This window comes from Paraburkholderia sp. BR10141 (assembly GCF_056155635.1).
Genome location: NZ_JBMIQH010000011.1, coordinates 199,144 through 224,432, shown reverse-complemented (window position 1 = coordinate 224,432; position 25,289 = coordinate 199,144). Strand labels below are relative to the sequence as shown.

The window sequence follows — 25,289 nt, the reverse complement described above, 5'->3', positions numbered from 1 at the left end:
CCGCTCCTCAAATCCCCAGAATCATCTGCGAGATGATGTTCTTCTGAATTTCGTTCGACCCGCCGTAGATCGACGTCTTGCGATAGTTGAAGTAGTACGCCGCGAGCGGGGCCGCGTCGTCGTCGCCGCCGGCCGCGTGTTCGTGCTCGCCCTCGAGGTAGGCCGGGTCGAACGGCGCTGCAAGCGGGCCGACCGCGTCGACCATCAGCTCGGTCAGCGCCTGCTGGATCTCCGTACCCTTGATCTTGAGCATCGACGCTTCGGGACCGGGGCCGCGTCCGCCCTCCGCGCTCGCGATCACGCGCTCGGCGGTCACTTCCAGCGCCATCAGCTCGATTTCGACGGCGGCCACGCGCGCCGCGAATACGGGATCTTCGAGCAGCGGTTTGCCATGCTTCTTCTGCCTGAGCGCAACGCCCTTGAGGAAGGCGAGCTCGCGGTTCGACGCGCCCACGCGCGCGATGCCCGTGCGCTCGTGGCCGAGCAGATACTTCGCGTAAGTCCAGCCGCGGTTCTCGTCACCGACGAGATTTTCGACCGGCACCTTCACGTCTTCGAAAAAGACTTCGTTGACCTCATGGTCTTCATCGAGCGTGATGATCGGACGCACGGTGATGCCGGGCGTTTTCATGTCGATGAGGAGAAACGAGATGCCTTCCTGCTTCTTGGCCGCAGGATCGGTGCGCACGAGGCAGAACATCATGTCGGCGTGCTGGCCGAGCGTGGTCCAGGTCTTCTGCCCGTTCACGACGTAGTGATCGCCTTCACGAACTGCGCGTGTACGCAACGATGCGAGGTCCGATCCCGAGCCCGGTTCGGAGTACCCCTGACACCACCAGTCTTCACCGGAAAGGATGCGCGGCAGATAGCGGCGCTTCTGGGCCTCGTTGCCGTACTTCATGAGCACGGGGGCGACCATCGACACGCCGAAGGGCAGCACCGGCGGCGCGCCGATGCGTCCGCACTCGGCGTCCCAGATGTGGCGTTGCGCTTCGGTCCAGCCTGGGCCACCCCATTGCGCGGGCCACGCGGGCGCGGACCAGCCCTTCTTGCCTAGCAGCTTGTGCCAGTTGGCAATGTCGTCGCGCGAGAGGCGTTTGTGGTTGAGAACCTTGTCGCGCATCGCTTGAGGCAGATTGGCCTCGAGCCAGGCGCGGATTTCGGCGCGGAATGCGTCGTCAGCGGGGGTGTAGTCCAGATCCATGCGCAATGTCTCCTGGCCGCGGCCGGTGCGGAGCGTTTCCCCCGCGCCGCGGCGAAGACCCGCATGGCGTTATTGCAGCGGACCCTTCAACGCGGCCGGAACCGGCAGCGGCATCACATCGATGCCTTCTTCGACGAGAGCTTGCGCATCGTCCGCGGAAGCGACTCCACGGATGTTGCGCGACGGCGCTTCGTTGTAGTGAATGCGCCGCGCCTCCTCGACGAAACGGTCGCCTACGTTCTCCGTCTTCTCGAGGACCTCGCGGATCACACGCATCGCATGCGCCTGCCATTGCGCCGCCTGCTCGTGCGGCGACGCTTTCGGCGTTTCGCTCGCGCCGGACAGGTTCAGCCGGGGCGCGGACGGCAAGCGGGTCACATGGGTGGCGCCGCACATCGGACATTCGACCAGCTTGCGGGACAGTTGCGACTCGAAGTCGTCAACCGAGGCGAACCAGCCTTCAAACCGATGGCCGTCTGGACACTGTAAATCGAGGACCTTCATGGGGAATCGAGGCTTGCGATGAGTTTAGCGCAAATCGTAAATTTGTGAACGACCGTTCGAAAAAATTCCTGCGGCCAGCCACCGGGACTTTCCCGGGGGTTCGATTGTAGCGCCGCGCGGGCGGGCGCGCTGAAGGTGCTTCAGGTGTACCTGCGCTTGGGGTGCGCGTAGAAGCGACAACGGCGGCCACAAGGGCCGCCGCTGCTCAGGAATTCGCTGCCGGGTAGCGTGTCAGCCCTGCTCAGCGTTCGCGAGCGGCCACGCGCCCGACAGCGCCTTTTCGAGCCAGAACGTGCCGATGATCGTCTTCACGTCGGTGATCTTGCCCGTGCGCACCCATTCGAGCAGTTCCGGAACCCTCGCCGTGAAGGTTTCGAGAAACTCGCCGTCGTCGAGTTGCGCCGCGCCCGCGGTCAGCCCGCGTGCGAGGTAAATGTCGATGAACTCGGTCGAGTACGAGATCACGGGATGGATCTGCGCGAGATAGACATACTCGCGCGCCGTATAGCCCGTCTCCTCCTTGAGCTCGCGGATCGCACAGGCGAGCGCGCCCTCCTGCGGATCGAGCTTGCCTGCCGGGAATTCGGTCATCACACGCGAGAGCGGATAGCGGTACTGGCGCTCCATCAGCACGCGGCCGTCGTCGAACAGCGGGATGACCATCACCGCGCCAGGATGCTGCACGAACTCGCGCGTCGCATGCTTGCCGTCCGGCAGCGCAACGGTGTCGCGCTTCAGGGTAAGAAAATTACCGGCGTAGAGCGTCGTGCTTTCCACGCACGTCTCGGCGAGCGCCGGGTCGTGTTGATGATGTTCAGCCATAGTCAGCCTCGTGGGTGCTCAGGAAAATCTGGAAGCCGCGCGCGCGCCGCTTGAAGTGAAACCGGCCAGACTGCGGCCGGACTGCGGGTCGCACCGCGCGTGCCGGCCGCGGGCCGGCCACGCGCGTCACGCCGGGCGGCGTTTGACGAGATATTGCCAGGTGAAGCCGGGAAACGCGAACACGACGAAAAGACTGAAGGTGATCGCGTAGAACTGCCAGCCCTGGTCAAAACGATTGCCGGCGCGCGCCTCCAGCAGGAAGCCGAACGTACCGACCACAAAGTACAACACGATCATTTCAGCGATGCGAATCCACGCACTCTTCTTCGGTGCGCGAAGCGGCACCACGCCGAACAATCGCTGGTTGAGGAACGGCAGGTTGGCGCCCGCGAGCGCCAACAGCACGATGAACCAGCCCGCTGCTGACATCAGAGCGGCAGCGTATGCGTGACAGCCTGCAGGCAGATCGACATCAGCGGGCCAGGAATGATGCCCAGCACGAGCACCGCCACGCCGTTGAGCGTGAGCAGCCCGCGGTTCAATGCGTGGCTCTCGATCGGTGCTTCGTCCTGCGGTGCGTCGAAGTACATCAGCTTGACGATACGCAGGTAGTAGAACGCGCCGAACAGCGACGTAACCACGGCGAGCACGGCAAGCCACGTGAGGCCCGCGTTCATGGTCGCTTCGAGCACGGCGAGCTTCGCGTAGAAGCCGACGGTCGGCGGAATGCCGGCGAGCGAGAACATCATGAGCATCATCACGAACGCGAACACCGGGTTGCGCTGGTTCAGGCCCTTGAAGTCGTCGATCGTTTCCGCTTCGAAATCGCGGCGGGACAGCAGCATGACGATGCCGAACGCGCCGAGCGTCGTGATCAGATAGACGATGCTGTAGAACATGGCCGAGCTGTATGCGCTGGCCGCGCCCGTCGCCTTGTTGTCGACGATGCCGGCGAGCAGGCCGAGCAGCACGAAGCCCATGTTCGAGATGGCCGAGTACGCGAGCATGCGCTTGATGTTGCGCTGGACGATACCCGTGATGTTGCCGACGATCATCGAGAGTGCCGCGAGGATGATCAGCATCTCCTGCCAGTCCACTGCCAGCGGCAGCAGGCCCATCACGAGGAAGCGCACGGCCCAGGCGAATGCCGCGACCTTCGGGCCGCCGCCGGTCAGCAGCGTCATGGCCGTAGGCGCGCCTTGATAGACGTCGGGCACCCACATGTGGAACGGCACCGCACCCATCTTGAACGCCACGCCGGCGACGATGAACACCACGCCGAACAGCAGGACGATATCGTTGATGTGGCCCGAAGCCACGGCCTTGAACACTTCGTTCAGCTCGAGCGAGCCGGTCGCGCCGTACAGCATCGAGATGCCGTAGAGCAGGAAGCCCGAAGCGAGCGCACCCAGCACGTAGTACTTCATGGCCGCTTCGTTCGACTGTGCCGCGTTACGGCGCAGTGCGATGACCGCGTAGAGCGAGAGCGACATCAGCTCGAGGCCGAGGTACAGCGTGAGGAAGTTGTTGCCCGAGATCATCGTGAGCTGGCCGAGCAGCGAGAACAGGCCAAGCAGGAAGAACTCGCCCCGGAACATGTCGCGGTCTTCGAGGTACTTGCGCGAGTACACGATCGACACGGCGTAGCCGAGCGTGACCACCGCCTTCATGGCGCTCGCGAACGGATCGACCACGTACATGCGCGTGAAGTAGTAGTACACGTGCGGATCGAACGCGTCCACCGCGAACCAGATACCGGCTATGACCGTGGTCAGCAGCGCGATGAAGTAGGTCGTGCGCCGGCCTTCAGGTCCGGTGAACGTGTCGTTGAGCCACGCGACGACGAGGCCGGTCATCACCAGGCCGTCGGGCAGCAGAGCGTACATAGGGGCGTTTGGCATGATCTTTTGTTCCTCCGCTCGGGTATTACTGTGACAGCGGCAGTTTCGACACTGCGACGTGGGAGAGGAGGTTTTCCACGGAAACGTGCATCACATCGGTAAAGGGCTTCGGGTAGACGCCCATGAAAAGCGTAAACAGTGCGAGTACTCCGAGAATGAAGTATTCGCGACCGTTAATGTCCTTCAGCTCGCGAACATGGTCATTCGCAACGGCGCCGAAATACACCCGCTTGTACATCCACAACGTATAGGCCGCGCCCAGGATCAGCGTGAACGCCGCCCCGAATGCGATCCAGAAGTTGTACTTCACGGCCGCCAGAATCACCATGAATTCGCCGACGAATCCCGAGGTGCCCGGCAGACCGCAGTTGGCCATCGCGAACAGCATGACCAGCGCCGCGAACTTCGGCATGGTGTTGACCACACCGCCGTAATCCGCGATATCGCGTGTGTGCATGCGGTCATACAGCACGCCGATGCACAGGAACATGGCGCCCGAGACGAAACCGTGCGAGATCATCTGGATGATCCCGCCTTCCATCGCGAGCTGGCTCGATTCGCCGAACATAAAGAAGCCGAGCGTGACGAAGCCCATGTGGGCAATCGACGAGTACGCGACCAGCTTCTTCATGTCCGCCTGCACCATCGCCACGAGGCCGATGTAAATCACGGCGATCAGGGACAACGTGATGATGACCGGCGCCAGATAGTGGCTCGCGTCCGGCGTGACCGGCAGCGAGAAACGCAGGAAACCGTACGCGCCGAGCTTGAGCATGATCGCGGCCAGCACGACCGAGCCGCCCGTGGGCGCTTCGACGTGCGCGTCCGGCAACCACGTGTGGACCGGCCACATCGGCACCTTGACGGCGAACGCGAAGAAGAACGCGATGAACAGCAGGATTTGCGGCGTCATGGCGATCTTCGCGGCCTGCCAGGTGGCGAGGTCGAAGGTCCCGGTAATGCGGTACAGGTACAGCAACGCGACCAGCATGAGCAGCGAGCCGGCCAGCGTGTAAAGAAAGAACTTGAATGCTGCGTACACGCGGTTCGGGCCGCCCCACACACCGATGATGATGTACATCGGAATGAGCGTGGCTTCGAAGAACACGTAGAACAGCAGACCGTCGGCGGCGCAGAAAACGCCGATCATGATGCCCGACAGGATGAGGAACGACGCGTAATACTGCGCGACGTTCTTCGTGATGACCTGCCAGCCCGCGATCACGACGATCACGGTGATGAGTGCCGTCAGCACGACGAACCACATCGCGATGCCGTCGACGCCCAGGTGATACGCAATATTGAACCGCTCGATCCAGACCGCCTTCTCCTCGAACTGCAGGGAAGCCGTACTCGTATCGAAGCCCGCAACGAGCGGAAGGGTGACGAGGAAACTAAGCACCGAACCGATGAGTGCGAGCCAGCGGTCCGCACTCGGGTTCCGACGGGAACCCACTACAAGAACGATGATGCCGAATACGATCGGCATCCATATCGCAATACTGAGAATCGGAGTTGCGTGCATGCGTTTCCTCGCCTTATTTTGCCTTATTTGCCGCCGAGCGTTACAAACAGGGTAAGGAGGCCAAGCATGCCAATGATCATGGCAAATGCGTAGTGGTAGATATAGCCGGATTGCAGGAAACGAATGACAGTTGCAAACCAGCCGATAAACTTGGCGCTCCCGTTTACGACGCCGTCGATCACGACGACATCGCCCTCCTTCCACAGACCGCGACCGATCGCGACGGCTCCGCGAGCGAAGACAATTTCGTTGATCTTGTCGAGGTAATACGCGTTTGCCAGCAGCTTGTAGACCGGCGAGAAAGTGCGCGACACGACGGCCGGCAGTTCCGGGCGCTTCATGTAGAAGAACCACGCCACCACCACACCCGCGAGTGCGAGCCACACCGGCAGACCCGAGAACGCATGCGCGCCCATCGCGGCCCAGCCCTGGAATTCCTTGCCCATCTCCGCGAGCGCTTCGTGGTTCTCGCCAACGAAGATGACGTTCTGGAACGCCACGCCATGCGAGAAGAAGTCACCGAAGAGCAGCGGCTGGATCGCGAACGCACCGGCGATCACCGAGGGAATCGCGAGCAGAACGAGCGGCACCCAGATGACCCACGGCGACTCGTGCGGCACGTGCACGTGGTGTTCGTCGTGGCCGTGATCGCCATGACCGTGGGCGGCTTCGATCGCCATCGGCGATTCCGGATGCTTCGGACCGCGGAAGCGCTCTTCACCGTGGAACACGAGGAAGTACATGCGGAACGAATAGAGCGCCGTGACGAACACGCTCGCGACCCCCGCGAAGTACGCGAAGCCCGAACCCGGCAGGTGCGAGAGCTTCACGGCATCGATGATCGAATCCTTCGAGTAGAAGCCCGAGAAGAACGGCGTGCCGATCAGCGCGAGCGAACCGATGAGCGACGTGATCCACGTGATGGGCATGTACTTGCGCAGGCCGCCCATGTTGCGCATGTCCTGATCGTGGTGCATGCCGATGATGACCGAGCCCGCGCCGAGGAACAGCAGCGCCTTGAAGAACGCGTGGGTCATCAGGTGGAAGATCGCCACCGGATAAGCCGACACGCCGAGCGCCACCGTCATGTAGCCGAGCTGCGAGAGCGTGGAGTAAGCCACCACACGCTTGATGTCGTTCTGGACCACGCCGAGGAAGCCCATGAAGAGCGCGGTAATGGCGCCGATCACGACGATGAACGACAGTGCGGCTTCCGAGAGTTCGAACAGCGGCGACATGCGCGCGACCATGAAGATACCGGCCGTCACCATGGTTGCCGCGTGAATCAGCGCGGAGATCGGCGTCGGGCCTTCCATCGAGTCCGGGAGCCAGACGTGCAGCGGGAACTGCGCCGACTTACCCATCGCGCCGATGAAGAGGCAGATACACGCAACGGTGAGCAGGTTCCACGAGGTGCCCGGGAACGTCAGCGCGGCGATTTCATGACCCTTCGCGAAGATGTCGTTGTAGTTCAGCGAGCCGCCGAACGCGAGCAACAGGCCAATACCGAGCAGGAAGCCGAAGTCGCCCACGCGGTTCACGAGGAACGCCTTCATGTTCGCGTAGATCGCGCTTTCACGCTTGAAGTAGAAGCCGATCAGCAGGTACGAGACGAGACCCACTGCTTCCCAGCCGAAGAACAGCTGCAGGAAGTTGTTGCTCATCACGAGCATCAACATCGAGAACGTGAAGAGCGCGATGTACGAGAAGAAGCGCTCGTAGCCCTCTTCTTCCGCCATGTAGCCGATCGTGTAGATGTGCACCATCAGCGACACGAAGGTCACGACGACCATCATGAGCGCAGTCAGCGAGTCGATGAGGAAGCCGACTTCGAACTTCAGGCTGCCAACCGACATCCATTCGTAGACCGTCGCGTTGAAGCTCGCGCCGCCCATCACGTCGAAGAGCGTGATGCACGACAGCACGAACGCAATCGCGACGCCGAGAATGGTTACCGTATGCGCGCCCGCGCGCCCGATCGTTTTGCCAAAGAGACCGGCAATCAGGGAACCGGCGAGAGGAGCCAGCGGGATCGCCAGCAGAAGAGTTTCGTTGAGAGTCGTTGCCATAAAGTCAGCCTGCCTTAGCCTTTGAGCTGATCGAGATCCTCGACATTGATCGTGTCGAGGCTGCGGAACAGGGTCACAAGAATAGCCAGACCAATTGCAGCTTCCGCCGCCGCAACTGTAAGCACGAAGAACACGAAAATCTGTCCGTGAACGTCACCGAGGTAATGCGAGAACGCGACAAAGTTCGTGTTCACCGCTAACAGCATCAGCTCAATCGCCATCAGGATGATGATGACGTTGCGCCGATTCAAAAAGATTCCGACGATCGAGATCGCAAAAAGGATCGCGCCGAGGACGAGGTAATGGGCCAGTGTCAGCATGGTTCGCTCCTTCGCGCTTAGCTCTTCGTTGCCGGTGCGGCCGGCGCGGCGCCCGCCGCGGGCGCAGCCCCGGCTTCGGCTTGCGCCGGTTCCGCGGGCTCCGGCACTTCCACGACGGGCTGCATCTTCACGAGGCGCACGCGGTCCTGACGACGCACGTTGACCTGCTTCGATACGTCCTGACGCTTCGAGTCCTTCGGCTCGCGCACCGTGAGCGCGATGGCCGCGACGATCGCCACCAGCAGCACGAGGCCGGCGACTTCGAAGGCGAAGATGTAGTCGGTGTAGATGATCTTGCCGATCAGGTGTGCGTTCGAGATCGCGGCGGCGGCAGCCGGCGTGGTATCGGGCACCGGCGCGCTCGTCGCGCCGAAGCCGTGCCACAGGATCAGCGCGGTTTCGACCACGATGATCGCGCCCACGATGGTCGCCACCGGGATGAAGCGCTTGAAGTCGCGGCTCAGCACGTCGATGTTGATGTCCAGCATCATCACCACGAACAGGAACAGCACCATCACCGCGCCCACGTAGACGAGCACCAGCAGGATCGCGAGGAATTCGGCCTCGAGCAGCATCCAGATCGCGGCCGCGTTGAAGAACGCGAGCACGAGGAAGAGCGCAGACGCGACAGGATTGCGCGAAGTGATCACCTTCAGCCCTGACAGCGTGAGCAGCAGCGCGAAGATGTAGAACAGGACGGTCGTGAATTCCATGATTACTGGTTCATCGTTGAGGCCTTCGTGAAGCGGATTGCGCGGCGCAGACTGGCGGCCAGACCAGTGAGCGTCGCGCCGCGGCGGTCAGGCTGCGGTATCGCGCGGGCGTTCGGCACACGCGTTCCCCACAGCCGGCCCGAACCGCGGGCCGATGCAGCGTCAAACTGAAAGATCAACGGTACGGTGCATCCGCTGCCTTGTTCGCCGCGATCTGCGCTTCATAGCGATCGCCAACGGCCAGCAGCATATCCTTCGTGAAATACAGATCGCCGCGCTTCTCGCCGTGATACTCGAGAATGTGCGTTTCGACGATCGAGTCGACCGGGCAGCTCTCTTCGCAAAACCCGCAGAAGATGCACTTGGTCAGGTCGATGTCGTAACGCGTCGTGCGGCGCGTGTTGTCCTCGCGCACTTCCGATTCGATCGTGATCGCGAGCGCGGGGCACACGGCCTCGCACAGCTTGCACGCGATGCAGCGCTCTTCGCCATTTTCATAGCGGCGCAGCGCGTGCAAACCCCGAAAACGCGGCGAGATAGGCGTCTTTTCTTCCGGGAACTGCACGGTGAACTTGCGCTTGAAGGTGTAACGACCCGTCAGCGCGAGCCCCTTGAGCAGCTCGGTCAGGAAAAACGTCTTGAAGAAGTTTTGGATAGCGTTCATGGTTGTGTTCGCCCCTTATTTCCAGATGCTCAACGGCGACATGTACCAGAAGCCGACCACGATCAGCCACAAGATGCACACCGGAATGAACACCTTCCAGCCGAGACGCATGATCTGGTCATAGCGATAGCGCGGGAACGTCGCGCGGGCCCAGATGAAGACCGACAGCAGGCAGAAGACCTTCAGCACCAGCCAGAACACGCCCGGGATGAAGTCGAGGAACGCGAACGGAGCGCTCCAGCCGCCGAGGAACAGCACCGAGGCGAGCGCCGAGATCACGATCATGTTGATGTACTCGGCGAGGAAGAACAGCGCGAACGCCATACCCGAGTAATCGATCATGTGACCCGCGACGATTTCCGACTCCCCTTCCACCACGTCGAACGGGTGGCGGTTCGTTTCGGCGATGCCCGAGATGAAGTAGACGACGAACATCGGCAGCAGCGGCAGCCAGTTCCACGAGAGGAACGTAATGCCCCAGTTTGCGAACATACCGCGCATCTGGCCTTCGACGATCACCGAGAGGTTCAGGCTGCCCGATACCATCAGCACGACGACGAGCGCGAAGCCCATCGAAATTTCGTACGAAACCATTTGCGCCGCGGCGCGCATGGCGCCGAGGAACGCGTACTTCGAGTTCGACGCCCAGCCCGCCAGAATCACGCCGTACACGCCGATCGACGAGATCGCCATCGCGTAGAGCAGGCCCGCGTTGATGTCGCCGAGCACCGCGCCCGCCTGGAACGGAATCACCGCCCAGACCGCGAAGGCCGGCACCACCACCATGATCGGCGCGACCATGTAGATCCAGCGGCTTGCCTGCGCAGGCTGAATCACTTCCTTGAGCAGCAGCTTCAGCACGTCGGCGATCGGCTGCAAGAGACCTGCGGGGCCCACGCGGTTCGGGCCGAGACGCACGTGCATCCAGCCGATCAGCTTGCGCTCCCAGAGGATCAGGTACGCCACGCACAGCAGGATCACCACCGCGACGACGAGAATGCGCACCAGCGCCCAGACGGTGGGCCATGCCACGCCGAGCAGCTGGCTGCCGCCTGCATTGATCGTATCGAACAAGCTCATTTACGCCTTCTCCACCAGCAGTTCACCGAACAGGCTGCCGAGTTGCGCACCGGCCGGCGTCGCCGCCGACACACGCACGACTGTCGGCGCAAGATTCGCATCGCGCGTTGCAGGCGCCGTCACCGACAGCTCGCCCTGGCGCACGCGCACGGCGTCGCCTTCCTTCAGGCCGAGCTGGTCGAAGTATGCCGCCGGCAGGCCGATCGCGTTCGCCACGCGGGCAGCCATGGTGAGCTGCAGCGCTTCGCCGCGGCGCACGATTTGATCGGCGTGGTAGATCGGCACGTCGGCGATACGCTCGAAGCGGCCTTCCGCGGCCTTCGCGAGGCTGCCGCGTGCAATCGTGGCGCCGGCCTTGTTCGACAGACGGCCTTCGAAGCTGCCGTCGCCCATCGCCTTGCGGCGCACTTCTTCGGCGGTGTCGTATTCGAAACCCTTGGCGCCCAGCAGCGTGCCGAGCACGCGCAGGACCTTCCATGCCGGACGCGTGTCGCCGAGCGGGCGCACGACGCCGTTGAAGGTCTGCGACGTCCCTTCTGCGTTGATGAAGGTGCCCGACGTTTCCGTGTACGGCGCGATGGGCAGCAGTACGTCCGCGTAGTCGAGGCCCGTCTTGTACGGCGAGAACACGGCGACCATTTCGGCCTGCGCAAGCGCGGCGCGCGCGGCGGCCGGGTTGGCCGTATCGAATTCCGGCTCGACGTTCAGGAGCAGATAGCCCTTGCGCGGCTGCTCGAACGCTTCGCGTGCGTTCAGGCCGTCGCGGCCCGGCAGTGCGCCGGCGATATGCGCGCCGACCGTGTTGGCCGCTTCCGTGAGGAAGCCAAGCGTCGCGCCCGTCGTTTCGGCGATGAACTGCGCGGCGGCGTGCAGGCGCGAGAATTCCGGGTGCTGGACCGCGGCGTTGCCGAGCAGCACGTAGCGTCGCTCGCCATTCGCAAGCGACGCGGCAACCTGCTTCGCGGCGTGCGTGGCCTGTGCGCCCGCGAAACCTTCCGGCACCGCAACGCCCTTCGCTTCGGCGACAGCCGCTGCGATCGAAGCGAGTTCGTCCAGCCATGCCGAGGGCGCGGCGACAATGCGCTGCGCGTTCGGGATCAGCGAGCCGTCAGCGGTGGCCTGCAGGAAGCTGACCTGTGCACCGCCCTTCGCTGCCTGGCGCAGACGCGCTGCGAACAGCGCGTGGTCGCGGCGCAGGAACGAACCGATCACGAATGCCGAGTCGGCATACGAGAGTTCGGCGATCTTCGTGCCGAGCCACGGCGCGCCTTCGAGCGGCGCCGAGAAGTCGCTCTGGCGCAGACGGAAGTCGACGTTCGGCGTGCCGATCGCGTCCGCGAACTGCTTCGCGAGATAGAGTTCTTCGAGGGTGCTGTGCGGGCTCGCGAGCAGCGCGAGCTGGTTCTCGCCATGCTCGTCGCATATGCCCTTGATGCCCTTCACGACGTATTCGAGCGCGGTCTGCCAGTCGGTCTCGATCCACTCGCCGCCCTGCTTGATCATCGGGCGCGTGAGGCGGTCTTCGCTGTTCAGGCCTTCGTACGAGAAGCGGTCCTTGTCCGAGATCCAGCATTCGTTGATGGATTCGTTCTCGAACGGCAGCACGCGCATCACGCGGTTGTTCTTCACCTGCACGACGAGGTTCGCACCCGTTGCGTCGTGCGGGCTCACCGACTTGCGGCGCGACAGTTCCCACGTCCGCGCCGAGAAGCGGAACGGCTTGCTCGTGAGCGCGCCGACCGGGCACAGGTCGATCATGTTGCCCGAGAGTTCGGAGTCGACCGTCTTGCCGACGAACGAGGTGATTTCCGAATGCTCGCCGCGGCCGAGCATGCCGAGCTCCATCACGCCGGCGATTTCGTCGCCGAAGCGCACGCAGCGCGTGCAGTGAATGCAGCGCGACATCTCTTCCATCGAGATGAGCGGACCGACGTTCTTGTGGAACACCACGCGCTTTTCTTCGCTGTAGCGCGACGCGGACTTGCCGTAACCGACGGCCAGATCCTGAAGCTGGCATTCGCCGCCCTGATCGCAGATCGGGCAGTCGAGCGGGTGGTTGATCAGCAGGAATTCCATCACGGCTTGCTGACCCTGCACGGCCTTGTCCGACATGGTGCGCACGACCATGCCTTGCGACACCGGCGTCGCGCATGCGGGCACGGCCTTCGGCATCTTCTCGACATCGACGAGACACATCCGGCAGTTGGCCGCGATGGAGAGCTTCTTGTGATAGCAGAAGTGCGGGATGTACGTGTCCACGCGCTGAGCAGCCTGGATCACCATGCTGCCCTCGGGCACCTGCACCTTCTTGCCGTCTATTTCAAGTTCAACCATGATGGTTAATCGTCCCTAACCTGTTACCGCTCAATTTCACAGCGGCATTCCCCGTCACTGCGCCGTTGCGTCGTTGCGTCGTGCTACGCGGTTCGCGCACAACATGCTGTCTCTTCGCCTGTCAGGCGGCCACCGTCTCCGAGGCCGCGTGCGAGCCGGCATGACCGCCGACCAGACAACGCTTGTTGTGCACGTGATATTCGAATTCGTCCCAGTAATGCTTGAGCATGCCGCGCACCGGCATGGCCGCCGCGTCGCCGAGCGCGCAGATCGTGCGGCCCATGATGTTGCCCGCCACCGAGTTCAGCAGATCCAGGTCTTCCTGGCGGCCTTCGCCGTGCTCGATACGGTTCACCACGCGATACAGCCAGCCCGTGCCTTCGCGGCACGGCGTGCACTGGCCGCACGACTCTTCGTAATAGAAGTACGAGAGGCGCAGCAGCGAGCGCACCATGCAGCGCGTTTCGTCCATGACGATGACGGCGCCCGAGCCGAGCATCGAGCCCTGCTTGGCGATGGAGTCATAGTCCATGTCCGTCTGCATCATCAGGTCGCCCGGAATGACCGGCGCCGACGAGCCGCCCGGAATCACGGCCTTCAGCTTCTTGCCGCCGTGCACGCCGCCGGCCAGTTCCATGAGCTTCGCGAACGGGGTGCCGAGCGGGATCTCGTAGTTGCCCGGACGCTCCACGTCGCCCGAGATCGAGAAGATCTTCGTGCCGCCGTTGTTCGGCTTGCCGAGTTCCATGTACGTCTGCGGACCGACGGTCAACAGGAACGGGACGGCTGCGAAGGTCTCGGTGTTGTTGATCGTGGTCGGCTTGCCGTACACGCCGAAGCTCGCCGGGAACGGCGGCTTGAAGCGCGGCTGGCCCTTCTTGCCTTCGAGCGACTCGAGCAGCGCGGTTTCCTCGCCGCAGATGTACGCGCCATAGCCATGGTGCGCGTGCAGCTGGAACGAGAAGTCCGTGCCGAGAATGTTGTCGCCGAGGTAGCCCGCCTGGCGCGCTTCTTCCAGCGCAGCCTCGAAGCGGCGATACACCTCGAAAATCTCGCCATGGATGTAGTTGTAGCCGACGGTGATGCCCATCGCGTACGCGCCGATGGCCATGCCTTCGATCACGCTATGCGGATTCCAGCGCAGGATGTCGCGGTCCTTGAACGTGCCAGGCTCGCCCTCGTCCGAGTTGCAGACGAGATACTTCTGCCCCGGGAACTGACGCGGCATGAAGCTCCATTTCAGGCCGGTCGGGAAGCCCGCGCCGCCGCGGCCGCGCAGACCGCTCGCCTTCACGTCGGCGATCACCTGCTCGGGCGGAATCTTTTCTTCGAGAATACGGCGCAGCTGCTTGTAGCCGCCGCGCGCGACGTAGTCTTCGAGATGCCAGTTCTCGCCGTTGAGGCCCGCGAGAATCAGCGGTTTGATGTGACGGTCGTGCAACGAAGTCATTTCGAAAGCTCCTCGAGCAGCTGGTCGATCTTCTCGCGGCTCATGAAGCTGCACATGCGGTGATTGTTTACGAGCATCACCGGTGCATCGCCGCACGCGCCCATGCATTCACCTTCTTTCAAGGTGAACTTGCCGTCGGGCGTGGTTTCGCCGAAGTCGATTCCGAGCTTCTGCTTCAGGTATTCGGCGGCGCTCTCCGAGCCGCCTTCCGGGCCGAGCTGGCACGGCAGATTCGTGCAGAGCGTGATCTTGTGCTTGCCGACCGGCGTGGTCTCGAACATCGTGTAGAACGTGGCCACTTCCTGGACCGCGACAGGCGGCATGCCGATGTAGTCGGCCACGAACTGCATGATTTCGGGAGACAGCCAGCCATGCTCTTCCTGAGCAACGGCCAAAGCCGCCATCACGGCGGACTGTCGTTGATCGGCGGGGTACTTCGTCAACGCGCGATCGATTTCTTTCAGGCCTTCAGCTGAGATCATTTTCAGACACGACTCTTTCAATTCCTACCGAACGAAAACCTGCCGCGCGTTCTCATACATTCGCTGCGACAGACGTGGCGTTCCATGCTGCGTGCGCCCGGGACCGGGCGCACCTTACTGCGCGCCGCCCTAGCGGTCGATTTCACCGAACACGATGTCCTGCGTGCCGATGATCGTGACCGCGTCGGCAATCATGTGGCCGCGCGCCATTTCATCGAGCGCGGACAGGTGGGCATAGCCCGGCGCACGGATCTTCAGACGATACGGCTTGTTCGCGCCATCTGACACCAGGTAGATGCCGAATTCACCCTTCGGATGTTCGACGGCAGCGTACGCCTCGCCTTCGGGCACGTGGAAGCCTTCCGTGAAGAGCTTGAAGTGGTGAATCAGCTCTTCCATGTTCGACTTCATGTTCACGCGCGAGGGCGGCGCAACCTTGTGATTGTCGATCATCACGGGGCCGGGATTCTTGCGCAGCCACTCAATGCACTGTTTCGCAATGCGGGTGGACTGACGCATTTCCTCGACGCGCACGAGATAGCGGTCGTAGCAGTCGCCGTTCACGCCCACCGGAATGTCGAAGTCCATCTGGTCGTAGACTTCGTACGGCTGCTTCTTGCGCAGATCCCATTCGATGCCCGAACCGCGCAGCATCGCGCCCGTGAGACCAAGCTGCATGGCGCGCTCGGGGCTCACCACGCCGATGCCGACCAGACGCTGCTTCCAGATACGGTTGTCGGTGAGGAGCGTTTCGTACTCGTCGACGCAACCGGGGAAGCGCGTGAAGAAGTCGTCGATGAAGTCCAGCACCGAGCCCTGGCGCGCCTCGTTCATGCGGGCGAGCGCCTTCTCGTTGTGGATCTTCGACGCCTTGTATTGCGGCATTGCGTCAGGCAGATCGCGATACACGCCGCCCGGACGGTAGTAAGCGGCGTGCATGCGCGCACCCGAGACCGCCTCGTAGACGTCCATCAGGTCTTCGCGCTCGCGGAACGCGTAGAGGAACACCGCCATCGCGCCGACGTCGAGCGCGTGCGAGCCGATCCACATGAGGTGGTTCAGCACGCGCGTGACTTCGTCGAACAGCACGCGGATGTACTTCGCGCGGATCGGCACTTCAATGCCGAGCAGCTTTTCGATGGCGAGCACATAGCCGTGCTCGTTGACCATCATCGACACGTAGTCGAGACGGTCCATGTACGGCACCGACTGAATGAACGTCTTGCTCTCGGCGAGTTTTTCGGTCGCGCGATGCAGCAGGCCGATGTGCGGATCGGCGCGCTGGATCACTTCGCCGTCGAGCTCGAGCACGAGGCGCAGCACACCGTGCGCTGCCGGGTGCTGCGGGCCGAAGTTGAGCGTGTAGTTCTTGATCTCTGACATGCGACCCTCTTAGTGTTTCTTCAGACCGCCGTAGCGATCTTCGCGGATCACACGCGGCGTGATCTCGCGCGGCTCGATCGTGACGGGCTGGTAGACCACGCGCTTCTGCTCCGGGTCGTAACGCATTTCGACATAGCCCGAAACCGGGAAGTCCTTGCGGAACGGATGGCCGATGAAACCGTAGTCGGTCAGGATGCGGCGCAGGTCGGGGTGGCCTTCGAAGACGATGCCGAACAGGTCGAACGCCTCGCGCTCGTACCAGTTGGCCGAATTCCAGATCTCGACGAGCGAGGGCACGATAGGCACTTCGTCGTCCGGCGCGAACACGCGCAGGCGCACGCGCCAGTTGTTCGCGAGCGACAGCAGATGCGACACCGCGGCGAAGCGCGGGCCTTCCCAGGCGCCGTCGCCGAAGGTCTGGTAGTCGACACCGCACAGGTCGACCAGTTGCTCGAAGCGCAGCGAGGGATTGTCGCGCAGCTCCTTGGCCACCGCGAGGGACTCGCCCGCCTTGACGACCAGCGTCAGCTCGCCGAGCGCCTCGGTGAGGCTGACGATGCGCGCGCCGAGGGCCGCTTCGAGGTTCGCTTTCAGGGTCTCGAGTTTGCTTGCCATATTGTGGGGAGGCTCGCGGCCTTTATTGACGGGCGATGGTGCTGGTGCGGCGAATCTTCGCCTGCAACTGGATCACCCCGTAGACCAGGGCTTCCGCTGTCGGCGGGCATCCCGGCACATAGACGTCGACCGGCACGATGCGATCACAACCGCGCACGACCGAATACGAATAGTGGTAGTAGCCGCCGCCGTTGGCGCACGACCCCATCGAAATGACCCAGCGCGGCTCGGCCATCTGGTCGTAGACCTTGCGCAGCGCCGGCGCCATCTTGTTGCAGAGCGTGCCGGCGACGATCATGACGTCCGACTGACGCGGGCTCGGACGAAACACTACGCCGAAACGGTCAAGGTCATAACGGGCCGCGCCCGCGTGCATCATCTCGACCGCGCAACACGCCAGACCGAACGTCATCGGCCACAGCGAGCCAGTGCGCGTCCAGTTGATCAGCTTGTCAGCCGTAGTGGTGACAAACCCTTCCTTCAAGACCCCTTCGATACTCATGTGCTTTCCACTCCAGACGGACAGCCCACAGTTTCCCCGCAGTGCCGCCCATGCAATCCGGCGATTAACCCATTATTCCCAGTCGAGACCACCCTTCTTCCAGATGTAGGCAAAGCCCAGCAGGAATTCGAGCAGAAACAGCATCATCGACAGGAAGCCCGGCCAGCCGATGTCGCGCAGGGCCACACCCCACGGAAACAGGAACGCCGTTTCGAGGTCGAAGATGATGAAAAGGATGGCGACCAGGTAGTAGCGTACGTCGAACTTCATGCGGGCGTCTTCGAAGGCTTCGAAGCCGCACTCGTACGGCGAATTTTTTTCGCTGTCTGGCCGGTTGGGACCGAGGACCTTGCCGATTGTCACTAGCGCTATGCCCAGACCAACACCCACGAGGAGGAACAGAAGGACGGGGAAATAGGCAGCGAGGTTCAAGGCTATCCTCTATATCGGTTGGTTCTGAGGTTCCGCTGGAACTTGCATCGCTCCGCGGGAATCACTTCACGTACTTCGCGCTGCGAACAGAAGACGAACACGACGTAAGAAGCAAAAATGCCAGCCGAAGCTGAAGCAAGCGGCTGGCATTTTTTAGATAACATTGGTGCCGACGGCGAGACTCGAACTCGCACAGCTTTCGCCACTACCCCCTCAAGATAGCGTGTCTACCAATTTCACCACGTCGGCACTACATGCAATCCGGGACAACAAAATCTTGCAACCCGCGAATCGCTTCAAGACTTAGATTCTAACTTGTTTCCGTTCGTTGTTCAACGCACAAAACAGGTTTTTCGAACTTATTTCGGAACGTCGTTGCCGGGTTGCGAGGCTGCTGCAGCCGGCGAAGCCGCCGCCGGAGCGGATGCGCCAGGAGCAGGTGCAACCGGCGCCGAAGCAGCCGGCGCCGAGGCTACGACCGGGGCTGGAACCGAAGCGCCAAGCACGCCCGCCGAAGGCTTCGCATGATACGACCCCAGGTAAGTTAACGCAAGGGTGGAGCAGAAAAACACCGTTGCGAGAACTGCCGTAGTGCGCGAAAGGAAGTTCGCGGAACCGCTCGCGCCGAACAGGCTGCCCGACGCGCCGCTGCCGAATGCGGCGCCCATGTCCGCGCCTTTGCCGTGCTGCAGCAAGACGAGGCCGATCACCCCGAGCGCCGACAGAAGCTGGACGACGATAATCAACGTTTTCAAATACAGCATCACTCTCACCTGAGTCCTGGTTGAACGCCCGCCCCTCCCGGAGCAGACGCATAAGCAGCCCGCACGACGCGTTTTAGTTCGAATGCTTCGTGCGCAAGCCTTTAGCTCGCGATGCTGGCGCCCGCCGCAGCGGCCACGCAGATCGCGAGGAAATCACCCTCTTTCAGCGACGCACCGCCGATCAGGCCGCCGTCGATGTCGGCCTGACGGAAGAGCTCCGCCGCATTTTCCGGCTTCACGCTGCCGCCGTAGAGCAGCGGCACGTCCGCGACTTGCGCGCCCTTGGCCGCGAGGCGGGCACGCAGGAACGCATGGACCTGCTGAGCCTGCTCCGAGCTCGCGCTCTTGCCCGTGCCGATCGCCCAAACCGGCTCGTAAGCGACGACGATACGCGCGGCCTCTTCGATCGACAGCGCGGCCAGCACGGCGTCGATCTGTGCGCCGACCACGCGCTCGGTCGCGCCCGACTCGCGTTCTTCGAGCGTTTCACCCACGCAGACGATAGGCGTGAGGCCCGCCGCAAGCGCGCGCTGCGCCTTCACAGCGACGCATTCGGAACTTTCGCCGTGGTAAGCGCGGCGTTCCGAGTGACCAACGATCGCAAACGTGGCCTCGAAGTCGGCAACCATGCCTGCCGCGACTTCGCCCGTATAGGCGCCCTGCTCGTGCGCCGAAACGTCCTGTGCGCCCCACTGAACCCGGCTGCCGCCGAGCAGTGCCTGCGCCTGCGCGAGATACGCGAACGGCACGCACACACCCACGTGCACGTCCTGGGGCAGCGCCTGCGCGCCGCGTGCAACGCCTTCCAGCAGTGCCGCATTGGCCGCGAGGCGGCCATGCATCTTCCAGTTACCGACTACGAGCTTCGATCGTTGTTTCGTCATTGTTCCGGTTGCGGTTAAAAGCGGACGCAAAACACATAATTTTACTGCGTGAAAACCAGACGGGTCAAACCGCCCCGCCCGGGATGCACAAAAAATACGCGAAAAAAAATCCCGAAAAATCAAGCAGGAGCGGATCGCTCCTGCCGACGCGCGCTCACGCCGCGCTACTCCAGTCGAGCATGATCTTGCCGATATGCTCGCTGCTTTCCATCAACGCATGGGCCTCGGCGGCCTGTGCGGCGGGAAATACGCGAAACACGACGGGTTTGATGCGACCCTCTTCGATGAGGGGCCAGACCTTCGCCTTGAGCTCCTGAGCGATCCGGGCCTTGAACTCGACGGAGCGCGCACGCAGCGTCGAACCGGTCACCGTGAGCCGGCGGCGCAGGATCTCGCCCATGTTGAGTTCGGCCTTGGAGCCGCCGAGCGTCGCGATGAGCACGATGCGGCCACCGGTCGCCAGCGCGGACAGCTCGCGCGCCACGTAGCCGCCGGCCACCATGTCGAGAATCACGTCCACGCCGCGGTCGTTCGTGAGCGCCTTCACGACCTCCACGAAATCGCTGCTGCGGTAGTTGATGGCGCGGTCGGCGCCGAGCGCTTCACAAGCGCGGCACTTGTCGTCCGAGCCCGCGGTGGCGAATACGCGAAAGCCGAGGGCATGCGCGATCTGGATCGCCGTCACGCCGATGCCGCTCGAGCCGCCCTGCACGAGCAGCGTCTCGTTCTCGCCGCCCTCGCCCTGGCCCAGGTAGGCGCGCTGGAATACGTTGCTCCAGACTGTGAAGAACGTTTCGGGCAGCGAAGCCGCCTCGACATCGGTGAGCCCCTGCGGCACCGGCAGGCATTGCCCGAGCGGCGCGACCGCATATTCGGCGTAACCGCCGCCCGCGATCAGCGCGCACACGCGATCACCGATCTTCAGGCCGAACGGATTGTTCTTCTCGTCGATCGAGCCATCGACGATCTCGCCCGCCACCTCGAGTCCCGGCAGATCGGAAATGCCCGGCGGCGGCGCATACGAGCCCTTGCGCTGGAACACGTCGGGACGGTTCACGCCCGAGGCGCTCACCTTGATCAGCACTTCGCCGGCCTTCGGCTCGGGAGTTGGCCGTTCCGCCAGCTTGAGCACGTCCGGCGCACCGAATTCCGTAATCTCGACTGCCTTCATCTCGCGTCTCCTCAGCGCTTCGCGCCCCGTCTGGATGGCGCTGCGCACGCGACAGGATTGACGCATGCGCACTGCCATTCACCCTCATTGTCATAAAAAACGGCCGGCGCGTTTTGCACGCTGCCGGCCGTTGGAGCTTACCGCTTTACTGCTGCGGCTCGCCTTGCGGTGCGCCGCCATTCGCTTGCTCGTTAAGCAGCGCCTTGGCGGACAGGCGCACGCGGCCCTTCTCGTCCGTCTGGATGACCTTGACCTTCACGACCTGGCCTTCCTTCAGATAGTCGTTGATGTCCTTGATACGCTCGTTGGCGATCTCGGAGATATGCAGCAGACCATCCTTGCCCGGCAGCAGGTTCACGATCGCGCCGAAGTCCAGCAGCTTGAGGACCGCGCCTTCGTACACCTGGCCCACTTCGATTTCGGCCGTGATGTTTTCGATGCGCTTCTTCGCTTCGGCCATGCCTTCGCTCGACGTCGAAGCGATGGTCACGACGCCGTCGTCGGAGATATCGATGGTCGTGCCCGTTTCTTCCGTCAGCGCGCGGATCACCGAACCGCCCTTGCCGATCACGTCGCGGATCTTTTCCGGGTTGATCTTGATCGTGATCATGCGCGGAGCGTACGCCGACAGTTCGGTGTTCACACCCGACACGGCCGAGGTCATCTTGCCGAGGATGTGCATGCGGCCTTCCTTCGCCTGCGCGAGGGCGACCTGCATGATTTCCTTGGTGATGCCCTGGATCTTGATGTCCATTTGCAGCGCGGTCACGCCAGCTTCCGTTCCCGCCACCTTGAAGTCCATGTCGCCGAGGTGATCTTCGTCGCCGAGGATGTCGGTCAGCACGGCGAACTTGTTGCCTTCGAGGATCAGGCCCATCGCGATGCCGGCGACGTGCGCCTTCATCGGCACGCCGGCGTCCATCAGCGCGAGGCAGCCGCCGCACACCGAAGCCATCGACGACGAACCGTTCGACTCGGTGATTTCCGAAACGACGCGGATCGAGTAGCCGAACTCTTCGGCGCTCGGCAGGCACGCGACCAGCGCGCGCTTGGCGAGACGGCCGTGGCCGATTTCACGGCGCTTGGGCGAGCCGACACGGCCCGTCTCGCCGGTCGCGAACGGGGGCATGTTGTAGTGGAGCATGAAGCGGTCGCGGTACTCGCCTTCGAGCGCGTCGATGATCTGCTCGTCGCCCTTGGTGCCGAGCGTCGCGACGACCAGCGCCTGCGTTTCGCCGCGCGTGAAGAGCGCCGAACCGTGGGTGCGCGGCAGCACGCCCGTGCGGATTTCGATCGGGCGCACCGTGCGCGTGTCGCGGCCGTCGATACGCGGCTCGCCGTTCAGGATCTGCGAGCGGACGATCTTCGCTTCGAGGTCGAACACGATGTTGCCGACCGTGGCCTTGTCGGCCGCCGTCGTGCCGGCCGCAGCCGCTTCTTCTTCGAGCTTGGCCGACGTCGCTGCGTAGACTTCCTTCAGCTTGGCCGAACGCTGCTGCTTGTCGCGCAGTTGGTACGCGGCGAGCAGGTTGTCGTTGGCGATGGCCGTGACGCGTGCGATGAGCGCTTCGTCCTTCGGCGCCGGCGTCCAGTCCCACTCGGGCTTGCCGCCGTCACGCACCAGTTCGTGGATCGCGTCGATGGCCGTTTGCATCTGCTCGTGGCCGAACACGACCGCGCCGAGCATCACGTCTTCCGGCAGCTGGTCGGCTTCCGATTCCACCATCAGCACGGCGCGCTCGGTACCGGCCACGACGAGGTCGAGGCGCGATTCCTTGATCTGGGCGCGCGTCGGGTTGAGCACGTACTCGTTGTTGATGTAGGCCACGCGTGCTGCGCCCACCGGGCCGTTGAACGGCAGACCCGAAATCGCCAGTGCAGCCGACGCGCCGATCAGCGCGGGGATGTCAGCCGGGACTTCCGGGTTGATCGACAGGACGTGGATCACGACCTGGACTTCGTTGTAATAGCCTTCCGGGAAAAGCGGGCGCAGCGGACGGTCGATCAGGCGCGAGATCAGCGTTTCGCCTTCCGACGGACGGCCTTCGCGGCGGAAGAAGCCGCCCGGAATCTTGCCGGCCGAATAGGTCTTTTCGATGTAATCGACGGTGAGCGGGAAGAAGTCCTGACCCGGCTTGGCGGTCTTCGCGCCGACGACGGTCGCGAGCACGACGGTGTCTTCGACGTCGACGATGACGGCGCCGCTGGCCTGACGGGCGATCTCACCCGTTTCGAGGCGCACGTTGTGCTGGCCCCATTTGAACTCTTTCACGACTTTATTGAACATGGTCATGGTCACTCACTCCTTACTCATTTGTTATGCGCCGCCCGCACACGCGGACGATGCGGCAAGACAGGCTCCGACACCGCGCAGGAAGAGGAGTGTTATGCCATTCCAGCGGATCGCGAGGTTGCAAAACGGTTGCAATGCGGCTGTGACGCATCGCCGCGTACGATCTGCTGGAATGACACAAAGCTCTGCCCCGAGGCCCGGCCCTGCTGCTTGTACTGCTGGTGCTACGTGGTGTTGCCTTGTGTTACGGACCGGTGTTTATCGCATCAAAACAGCTTGAAAAGCCGCATGAAGCGCACCGTTCAAAAACAAAATGCCTGCATCAGTGGAACTGACACAGGCATCTTTGCGGAAGACCTTCCGATTACTTACGCAGACCCAGCTTCTCGATCAGCGCGCGGTAACGGTCAGCGTCCTTGCCCTTCAGGTAGTCGAGCAGCTTGCGGCGGCGGCTCACCATGCGCAGCAGACCGCGGCGGCTGTGGTGATCCTTCGCGTGCGACTTGAAGTGCGAGGTCAGTTCGTTGATACGCGACGTCAGGAGCGCAACCTGGACTTCGGGCGAACCCGTGTCATTGGTGCCGCGCGCGAATTGCGCGACGACGTCGGACTTCTTGATATCTGCTACGGACATTTTGCTTTTCCTTTAAAACAAACGAGCGGTCACGGAAGAAAGGCCGTGCCGTGGCTTGGTTCTGACTGCGTGATTGTCTTGCCGCAGGTTCGCGACAAGGGGCGTATTGTAGCACAGCCCCGATTTGCCGCGAAACCGCTTGTAAGGGACGCCGTCAAGGCCGCTTCATCTGGCAGACAGTGGCGGGCACGGTCTTCTCCACGGGCAGCGCGAGCACTGTGCGAAAGCCGTAGCCGGAACCCTCGTTGTCGTTGCGCACGCCGGGCGTGCCCTGCTTGTCCATCTCCATGACGTAAAGGGGCTGAATCACCTGGTGGTCGTCGGCGCGCATCCACATGGGGTGAAAGCCATTGTCGAAGCGCATGCCTTCCAGCGCCTTCGCGACCGTCGCGGGGTCGGCCGTGCCCGCCTTCGTCAGGGCCTGCGCGAGCATCTCCACCATCATCGACATGCGCAGCACCGGGTAGTCGTCCTTCGCGGCCGGATAGCGCGCGCGGAACGCCTTGTACCACGCGTCGGAGGCGGCGCCGTTCACGTTCGGATGCCAGTCGGCTACCGCGATCACGCGCTTCACGCCCGCGTCGCCCAGCGCCGCCGGTGCGCCCAGGCTGTTGCCGTAGAACGTGTAGAACTTCGCGTCGAGGCCCTGCTCGCGCGCGGCCTTCACGAGCAGCGTGAGGTCGTTGCCCCAGTTTCCGGTGATGACGGCGTCGGCGCCCGCTGCGCGAATCTTGGCGATGTAAGGCGCAAAGTCCTTCACGCGGCCAATGGGGTGAAACTCGTCGCCGACGACGGCGATGTCCGGACGGTCCTTCGCGAGCGCCGCGCGCGCGAGCGTGCTGACGTCGTGACCGAAGCTGTAGTCCTGGTTGAGCAGATAGACCTTCTTCACCGACTTGTCCGCGGCGATTACGTCCGCGAGCGCGTCCATGCGCATACCCGCGTGCGCGTCGAAGCGGAAATGCCAGAAGCTGCAATTCGCGTTGGTGAGCGCGGGGTCGTCGGCGGAATAGTTGAGGAAAAGCTCGCGGTTCTCCGGATCGCGCGTAGCCTGGCGATCGACCGCCGACTCGAGCGCCGCCGCCACCGCCGAGCTGTTGCCCTGCATGACGTAGCCGATGTGGCGGTCCTGCGCCATGCGCAGCTGCACGAGCGCCGCCTCGGGGCTGCCCTTGCTGTCGAGCGTCACCAGTTCGAGCGGATGCGCCCCGTCACGCAGCACGACGCCGCCGCGCGCATTGACGCGCTCCACGCCGAAGCGCAGATTGCGCTCGACGGCCGCGCCCGCGTCCGCGAAGGGGCCGGACATGCCCTCGATGAGCGCGAGCTGGATCGGCTTGCCGGTCGGCGCCTCATCCGCCTGTGCGCCGGTTGCGGCCCCAAGGCCTGCCGCCAGCGCCGTCATGGCGACCATGATCGCCGCCGCACGCGTCGTGCGTGCCGTCATGCGCTTTACTCTCATTGTTTGATGCCAGCCCGATTGTCATTCGAAGCGCGGATCATAGGCCGCAAGGCGGGGCGACGGCAAGGCCGCGATCCACCG

24 protein-coding genes and 1 tRNA gene are annotated in these 25,289 nt (G+C 63.1%); all 25 read right to left on the bottom strand.

Annotation, left to right across the window (positions count from 1 at the left end):
* Positions 1 to 7 precede the first annotated feature (7 nt).
* The 25 genes from ACOJB8_RS17935 to ACOJB8_RS17815 all read right to left on the bottom strand — a co-directional run bounded on the left by ACOJB8_RS17935 (position 8) and on the right by ACOJB8_RS17815 (position 25,151).
* Positions 8 to 1,204 carry an acyl-CoA dehydrogenase family protein gene (locus tag ACOJB8_RS17935; RefSeq protein WP_069265268.1) on the bottom strand — a complete coding sequence of 399 codons (1,197 nt, stop codon included), beginning with the start codon at positions 1,202 to 1,204 and terminating at the stop codon, positions 8 to 10.
* A 69-nt stretch (positions 1,205 to 1,273) separates the two neighbouring features.
* Positions 1,274 to 1,708, bottom strand: a complete 435-nt coding sequence (locus ACOJB8_RS17930; protein ID WP_069265269.1) for a DUF1178 family protein — start codon at positions 1,706 to 1,708, stop codon at positions 1,274 to 1,276.
* Between the two features lie 231 nt (positions 1,709 to 1,939).
* Positions 1,940 to 2,530 (bottom strand): NUDIX domain-containing protein, encoded by a 591-nt coding sequence (locus tag ACOJB8_RS17925; protein WP_069265270.1) that lies wholly within the window; start codon positions 2,528 to 2,530, stop codon positions 1,940 to 1,942.
* A 126-nt stretch (positions 2,531 to 2,656) separates the two neighbouring features.
* On the bottom strand, positions 2,657 to 2,959 hold the full coding sequence (locus tag ACOJB8_RS17920) for a DUF2818 family protein (protein WP_028205666.1): 303 nt from the start codon (positions 2,957 to 2,959) through the stop codon (positions 2,657 to 2,659).
* Positions 2,959 to 4,431, bottom strand: a complete 1,473-nt coding sequence (gene nuoN / locus ACOJB8_RS17915) for an NADH-quinone oxidoreductase subunit NuoN (protein WP_254320013.1) — start codon at positions 4,429 to 4,431, stop codon at positions 2,959 to 2,961. Before nuoN ends, ACOJB8_RS17920 begins: the two co-directional genes overlap by 1 nt.
* A gap of 25 nt (positions 4,432 to 4,456) precedes the next feature.
* Positions 4,457 to 5,956 carry an NADH-quinone oxidoreductase subunit M gene (locus ACOJB8_RS17910; protein ID WP_069265272.1) on the bottom strand — a complete coding sequence of 500 codons (1,500 nt, stop codon included), beginning with the start codon at positions 5,954 to 5,956 and terminating at the stop codon, positions 4,457 to 4,459.
* A 23-nt stretch (positions 5,957 to 5,979) separates the two neighbouring features.
* Entirely contained in the window at positions 5,980 to 8,025 is a 2,046-nt protein-coding gene (gene nuoL / locus ACOJB8_RS17905) for an NADH-quinone oxidoreductase subunit L (protein WP_475013466.1), read from the bottom strand.
* A 14-nt stretch (positions 8,026 to 8,039) separates the two neighbouring features.
* A complete protein-coding gene (nuoK, locus tag ACOJB8_RS17900; RefSeq protein ID WP_006052894.1) occupies positions 8,040 to 8,345 on the bottom strand; it encodes an NADH-quinone oxidoreductase subunit NuoK in 306 nt (101 codons plus the stop codon).
* 17 nt (positions 8,346 to 8,362) lie between these two features.
* Entirely contained in the window at positions 8,363 to 9,058 is a 696-nt protein-coding gene (locus ACOJB8_RS17895; RefSeq protein ID WP_342947960.1) for an NADH-quinone oxidoreductase subunit J, read from the bottom strand.
* Between the two features lie 175 nt (positions 9,059 to 9,233).
* Positions 9,234 to 9,722 (bottom strand): NADH-quinone oxidoreductase subunit NuoI, encoded by a 489-nt coding sequence (gene nuoI, locus ACOJB8_RS17890; protein WP_069265275.1) that lies wholly within the window; start codon positions 9,720 to 9,722, stop codon positions 9,234 to 9,236.
* Between the two features lie 15 nt (positions 9,723 to 9,737).
* The gene (gene nuoH / locus ACOJB8_RS17885; RefSeq protein ID WP_475013465.1) at positions 9,738 to 10,802 is read right to left on the bottom strand and encodes an NADH-quinone oxidoreductase subunit NuoH; all 1,065 of its coding nucleotides are present in this window, start codon (positions 10,800 to 10,802) and stop codon (positions 9,738 to 9,740) included.
* Complete coding sequence (nuoG, locus tag ACOJB8_RS17880) at positions 10,803 to 13,136, bottom strand: NADH-quinone oxidoreductase subunit NuoG (RefSeq protein ID WP_368606353.1); 2,334 nt, start codon at positions 13,134 to 13,136, stop codon at positions 10,803 to 10,805.
* 121 nt (positions 13,137 to 13,257) lie between these two features.
* On the bottom strand, positions 13,258 to 14,586 hold the full coding sequence (nuoF, locus tag ACOJB8_RS17875; RefSeq protein WP_475013464.1) for an NADH-quinone oxidoreductase subunit NuoF: 1,329 nt from the start codon (positions 14,584 to 14,586) through the stop codon (positions 13,258 to 13,260).
* Entirely contained in the window at positions 14,583 to 15,068 is a 486-nt protein-coding gene (gene nuoE, locus ACOJB8_RS17870) for an NADH-quinone oxidoreductase subunit NuoE (RefSeq protein ID WP_069265279.1), read from the bottom strand. Before nuoE ends, nuoF begins: the two co-directional genes overlap by 4 nt.
* 129 nt (positions 15,069 to 15,197) lie before the next feature.
* Positions 15,198 to 16,451 (bottom strand): NADH-quinone oxidoreductase subunit D, encoded by a 1,254-nt coding sequence (locus ACOJB8_RS17865; RefSeq protein WP_133182092.1) that lies wholly within the window; start codon positions 16,449 to 16,451, stop codon positions 15,198 to 15,200.
* 9 nt (positions 16,452 to 16,460) lie between these two features.
* Positions 16,461 to 17,066 carry an NADH-quinone oxidoreductase subunit C gene (locus tag ACOJB8_RS17860; protein ID WP_069265281.1) on the bottom strand — a complete coding sequence of 202 codons (606 nt, stop codon included), beginning with the start codon at positions 17,064 to 17,066 and terminating at the stop codon, positions 16,461 to 16,463.
* Positions 17,067 to 17,088: 22 nt separating this feature from the next.
* Complete coding sequence (locus ACOJB8_RS17855; protein ID WP_027819582.1) at positions 17,089 to 17,568, bottom strand: NuoB/complex I 20 kDa subunit family protein; 480 nt, start codon at positions 17,566 to 17,568, stop codon at positions 17,089 to 17,091.
* 72 nt (positions 17,569 to 17,640) lie between these two features.
* A complete protein-coding gene (locus ACOJB8_RS17850) occupies positions 17,641 to 18,000 on the bottom strand; it encodes an NADH-quinone oxidoreductase subunit A (RefSeq protein WP_028205678.1) in 360 nt (119 codons plus the stop codon).
* A 164-nt stretch (positions 18,001 to 18,164) separates the two neighbouring features.
* Positions 18,165 to 18,249: transfer RNA gene (locus ACOJB8_RS17845), tRNA-Leu, on the bottom strand.
* A 110-nt stretch (positions 18,250 to 18,359) separates the two neighbouring features.
* Positions 18,360 to 18,764: a preprotein translocase subunit SecG gene (secG, locus tag ACOJB8_RS17840; RefSeq protein WP_069265282.1), complete on the bottom strand. Its 405-nt coding sequence runs from the start codon at positions 18,762 to 18,764 to the stop codon at positions 18,360 to 18,362.
* 101 nt (positions 18,765 to 18,865) lie between these two features.
* A complete protein-coding gene (gene tpiA, locus ACOJB8_RS17835) occupies positions 18,866 to 19,648 on the bottom strand; it encodes a triose-phosphate isomerase (protein WP_368606351.1) in 783 nt (260 codons plus the stop codon).
* Between the two features lie 154 nt (positions 19,649 to 19,802).
* The gene (locus tag ACOJB8_RS17830; protein WP_368617053.1) at positions 19,803 to 20,819 is read right to left on the bottom strand and encodes an NAD(P)H-quinone oxidoreductase; all 1,017 of its coding nucleotides are present in this window, start codon (positions 20,817 to 20,819) and stop codon (positions 19,803 to 19,805) included.
* Positions 20,820 to 20,964: 145 nt separating this feature from the next.
* Positions 20,965 to 23,112, bottom strand: a complete 2,148-nt coding sequence (pnp, locus tag ACOJB8_RS17825) for a polyribonucleotide nucleotidyltransferase (protein WP_069265284.1) — start codon at positions 23,110 to 23,112, stop codon at positions 20,965 to 20,967.
* A gap of 364 nt (positions 23,113 to 23,476) precedes the next feature.
* A complete protein-coding gene (gene rpsO / locus ACOJB8_RS17820; RefSeq protein WP_042271770.1) occupies positions 23,477 to 23,746 on the bottom strand; it encodes a 30S ribosomal protein S15 in 270 nt (89 codons plus the stop codon).
* A gap of 154 nt (positions 23,747 to 23,900) precedes the next feature.
* Complete coding sequence (locus ACOJB8_RS17815; protein ID WP_475013472.1) at positions 23,901 to 25,151, bottom strand: branched-chain amino acid ABC transporter substrate-binding protein; 1,251 nt, start codon at positions 25,149 to 25,151, stop codon at positions 23,901 to 23,903.
* Positions 25,152 to 25,289 lie beyond the last annotated feature (138 nt).

What these genes read in the sequence shown, in the direction of transcription:
- ACOJB8_RS17935 (WP_069265268.1), bottom strand. Translation starts at nt 1,204, where the DNA reads ATGGATCTGGACTACACCCCCGCTGACGACGCATTCCGCGCCGAAATC.
- ACOJB8_RS17930 (WP_069265269.1), bottom strand. Translation starts at nt 1,708, where the DNA reads ATGAAGGTCCTCGATTTACAGTGTCCAGACGGCCATCGGTTTGAAGGC.
- ACOJB8_RS17925 (WP_069265270.1), bottom strand. Translation starts at nt 2,530, where the DNA reads ATGGCTGAACATCATCAACACGACCCGGCGCTCGCCGAGACGTGCGTG.
- ACOJB8_RS17920 (WP_028205666.1), bottom strand. Translation starts at nt 2,959, where the DNA reads ATGTCAGCAGCGGGCTGGTTCATCGTGCTGTTGGCGCTCGCGGGCGCC.
- nuoN (WP_254320013.1), bottom strand. Translation starts at nt 4,431, where the DNA reads ATGCCAAACGCCCCTATGTACGCTCTGCTGCCCGACGGCCTGGTGATG.
- ACOJB8_RS17910 (WP_069265272.1), bottom strand. Translation starts at nt 5,956, where the DNA reads ATGCACGCAACTCCGATTCTCAGTATTGCGATATGGATGCCGATCGTA.
- nuoL (WP_475013466.1), bottom strand. Translation starts at nt 8,025, where the DNA reads ATGGCAACGACTCTCAACGAAACTCTTCTGCTGGCGATCCCGCTGGCT.
- nuoK (WP_006052894.1), bottom strand. Translation starts at nt 8,345, where the DNA reads ATGCTGACACTGGCCCATTACCTCGTCCTCGGCGCGATCCTTTTTGCG.
- ACOJB8_RS17895 (WP_342947960.1), bottom strand. Translation starts at nt 9,058, where the DNA reads ATGGAATTCACGACCGTCCTGTTCTACATCTTCGCGCTGCTGCTCACG.
- nuoI (WP_069265275.1), bottom strand. Translation starts at nt 9,722, where the DNA reads ATGAACGCTATCCAAAACTTCTTCAAGACGTTTTTCCTGACCGAGCTG.
- nuoH (WP_475013465.1), bottom strand. Translation starts at nt 10,802, where the DNA reads ATGAGCTTGTTCGATACGATCAATGCAGGCGGCAGCCAGCTGCTCGGC.
- nuoG (WP_368606353.1), bottom strand. Translation starts at nt 13,136, where the DNA reads ATGGTTGAACTTGAAATAGACGGCAAGAAGGTGCAGGTGCCCGAGGGC.
- nuoF (WP_475013464.1), bottom strand. Translation starts at nt 14,586, where the DNA reads ATGACTTCGTTGCACGACCGTCACATCAAACCGCTGATTCTCGCGGGC.
- nuoE (WP_069265279.1), bottom strand. Translation starts at nt 15,068, where the DNA reads ATGATCTCAGCTGAAGGCCTGAAAGAAATCGATCGCGCGTTGACGAAG.
- ACOJB8_RS17865 (WP_133182092.1), bottom strand. Translation starts at nt 16,451, where the DNA reads ATGTCAGAGATCAAGAACTACACGCTCAACTTCGGCCCGCAGCACCCG.
- ACOJB8_RS17860 (WP_069265281.1), bottom strand. Translation starts at nt 17,066, where the DNA reads ATGGCAAGCAAACTCGAGACCCTGAAAGCGAACCTCGAAGCGGCCCTC.
- ACOJB8_RS17855 (WP_027819582.1), bottom strand. Translation starts at nt 17,568, where the DNA reads ATGAGTATCGAAGGGGTCTTGAAGGAAGGGTTTGTCACCACTACGGCT.
- secG (WP_069265282.1), bottom strand. Translation starts at nt 18,764, where the DNA reads ATGCTGTATTTGAAAACGTTGATTATCGTCGTCCAGCTTCTGTCGGCG.
- tpiA (WP_368606351.1), bottom strand. Translation starts at nt 19,648, where the DNA reads ATGACGAAACAACGATCGAAGCTCGTAGTCGGTAACTGGAAGATGCAT.
- ACOJB8_RS17830 (WP_368617053.1), bottom strand. Translation starts at nt 20,819, where the DNA reads ATGAAGGCAGTCGAGATTACGGAATTCGGTGCGCCGGACGTGCTCAAG.
- pnp (WP_069265284.1), bottom strand. Translation starts at nt 23,112, where the DNA reads ATGACCATGTTCAATAAAGTCGTGAAAGAGTTCAAATGGGGCCAGCAC.
- rpsO (WP_042271770.1), bottom strand. Translation starts at nt 23,746, where the DNA reads ATGTCCGTAGCAGATATCAAGAAGTCCGACGTCGTCGCGCAATTCGCG.
- ACOJB8_RS17815 (WP_475013472.1), bottom strand. Translation starts at nt 25,151, where the DNA reads ATGACGGCGCTGGCGGCAGGCCTTGGGGCCGCAACCGGCGCACAGGCG.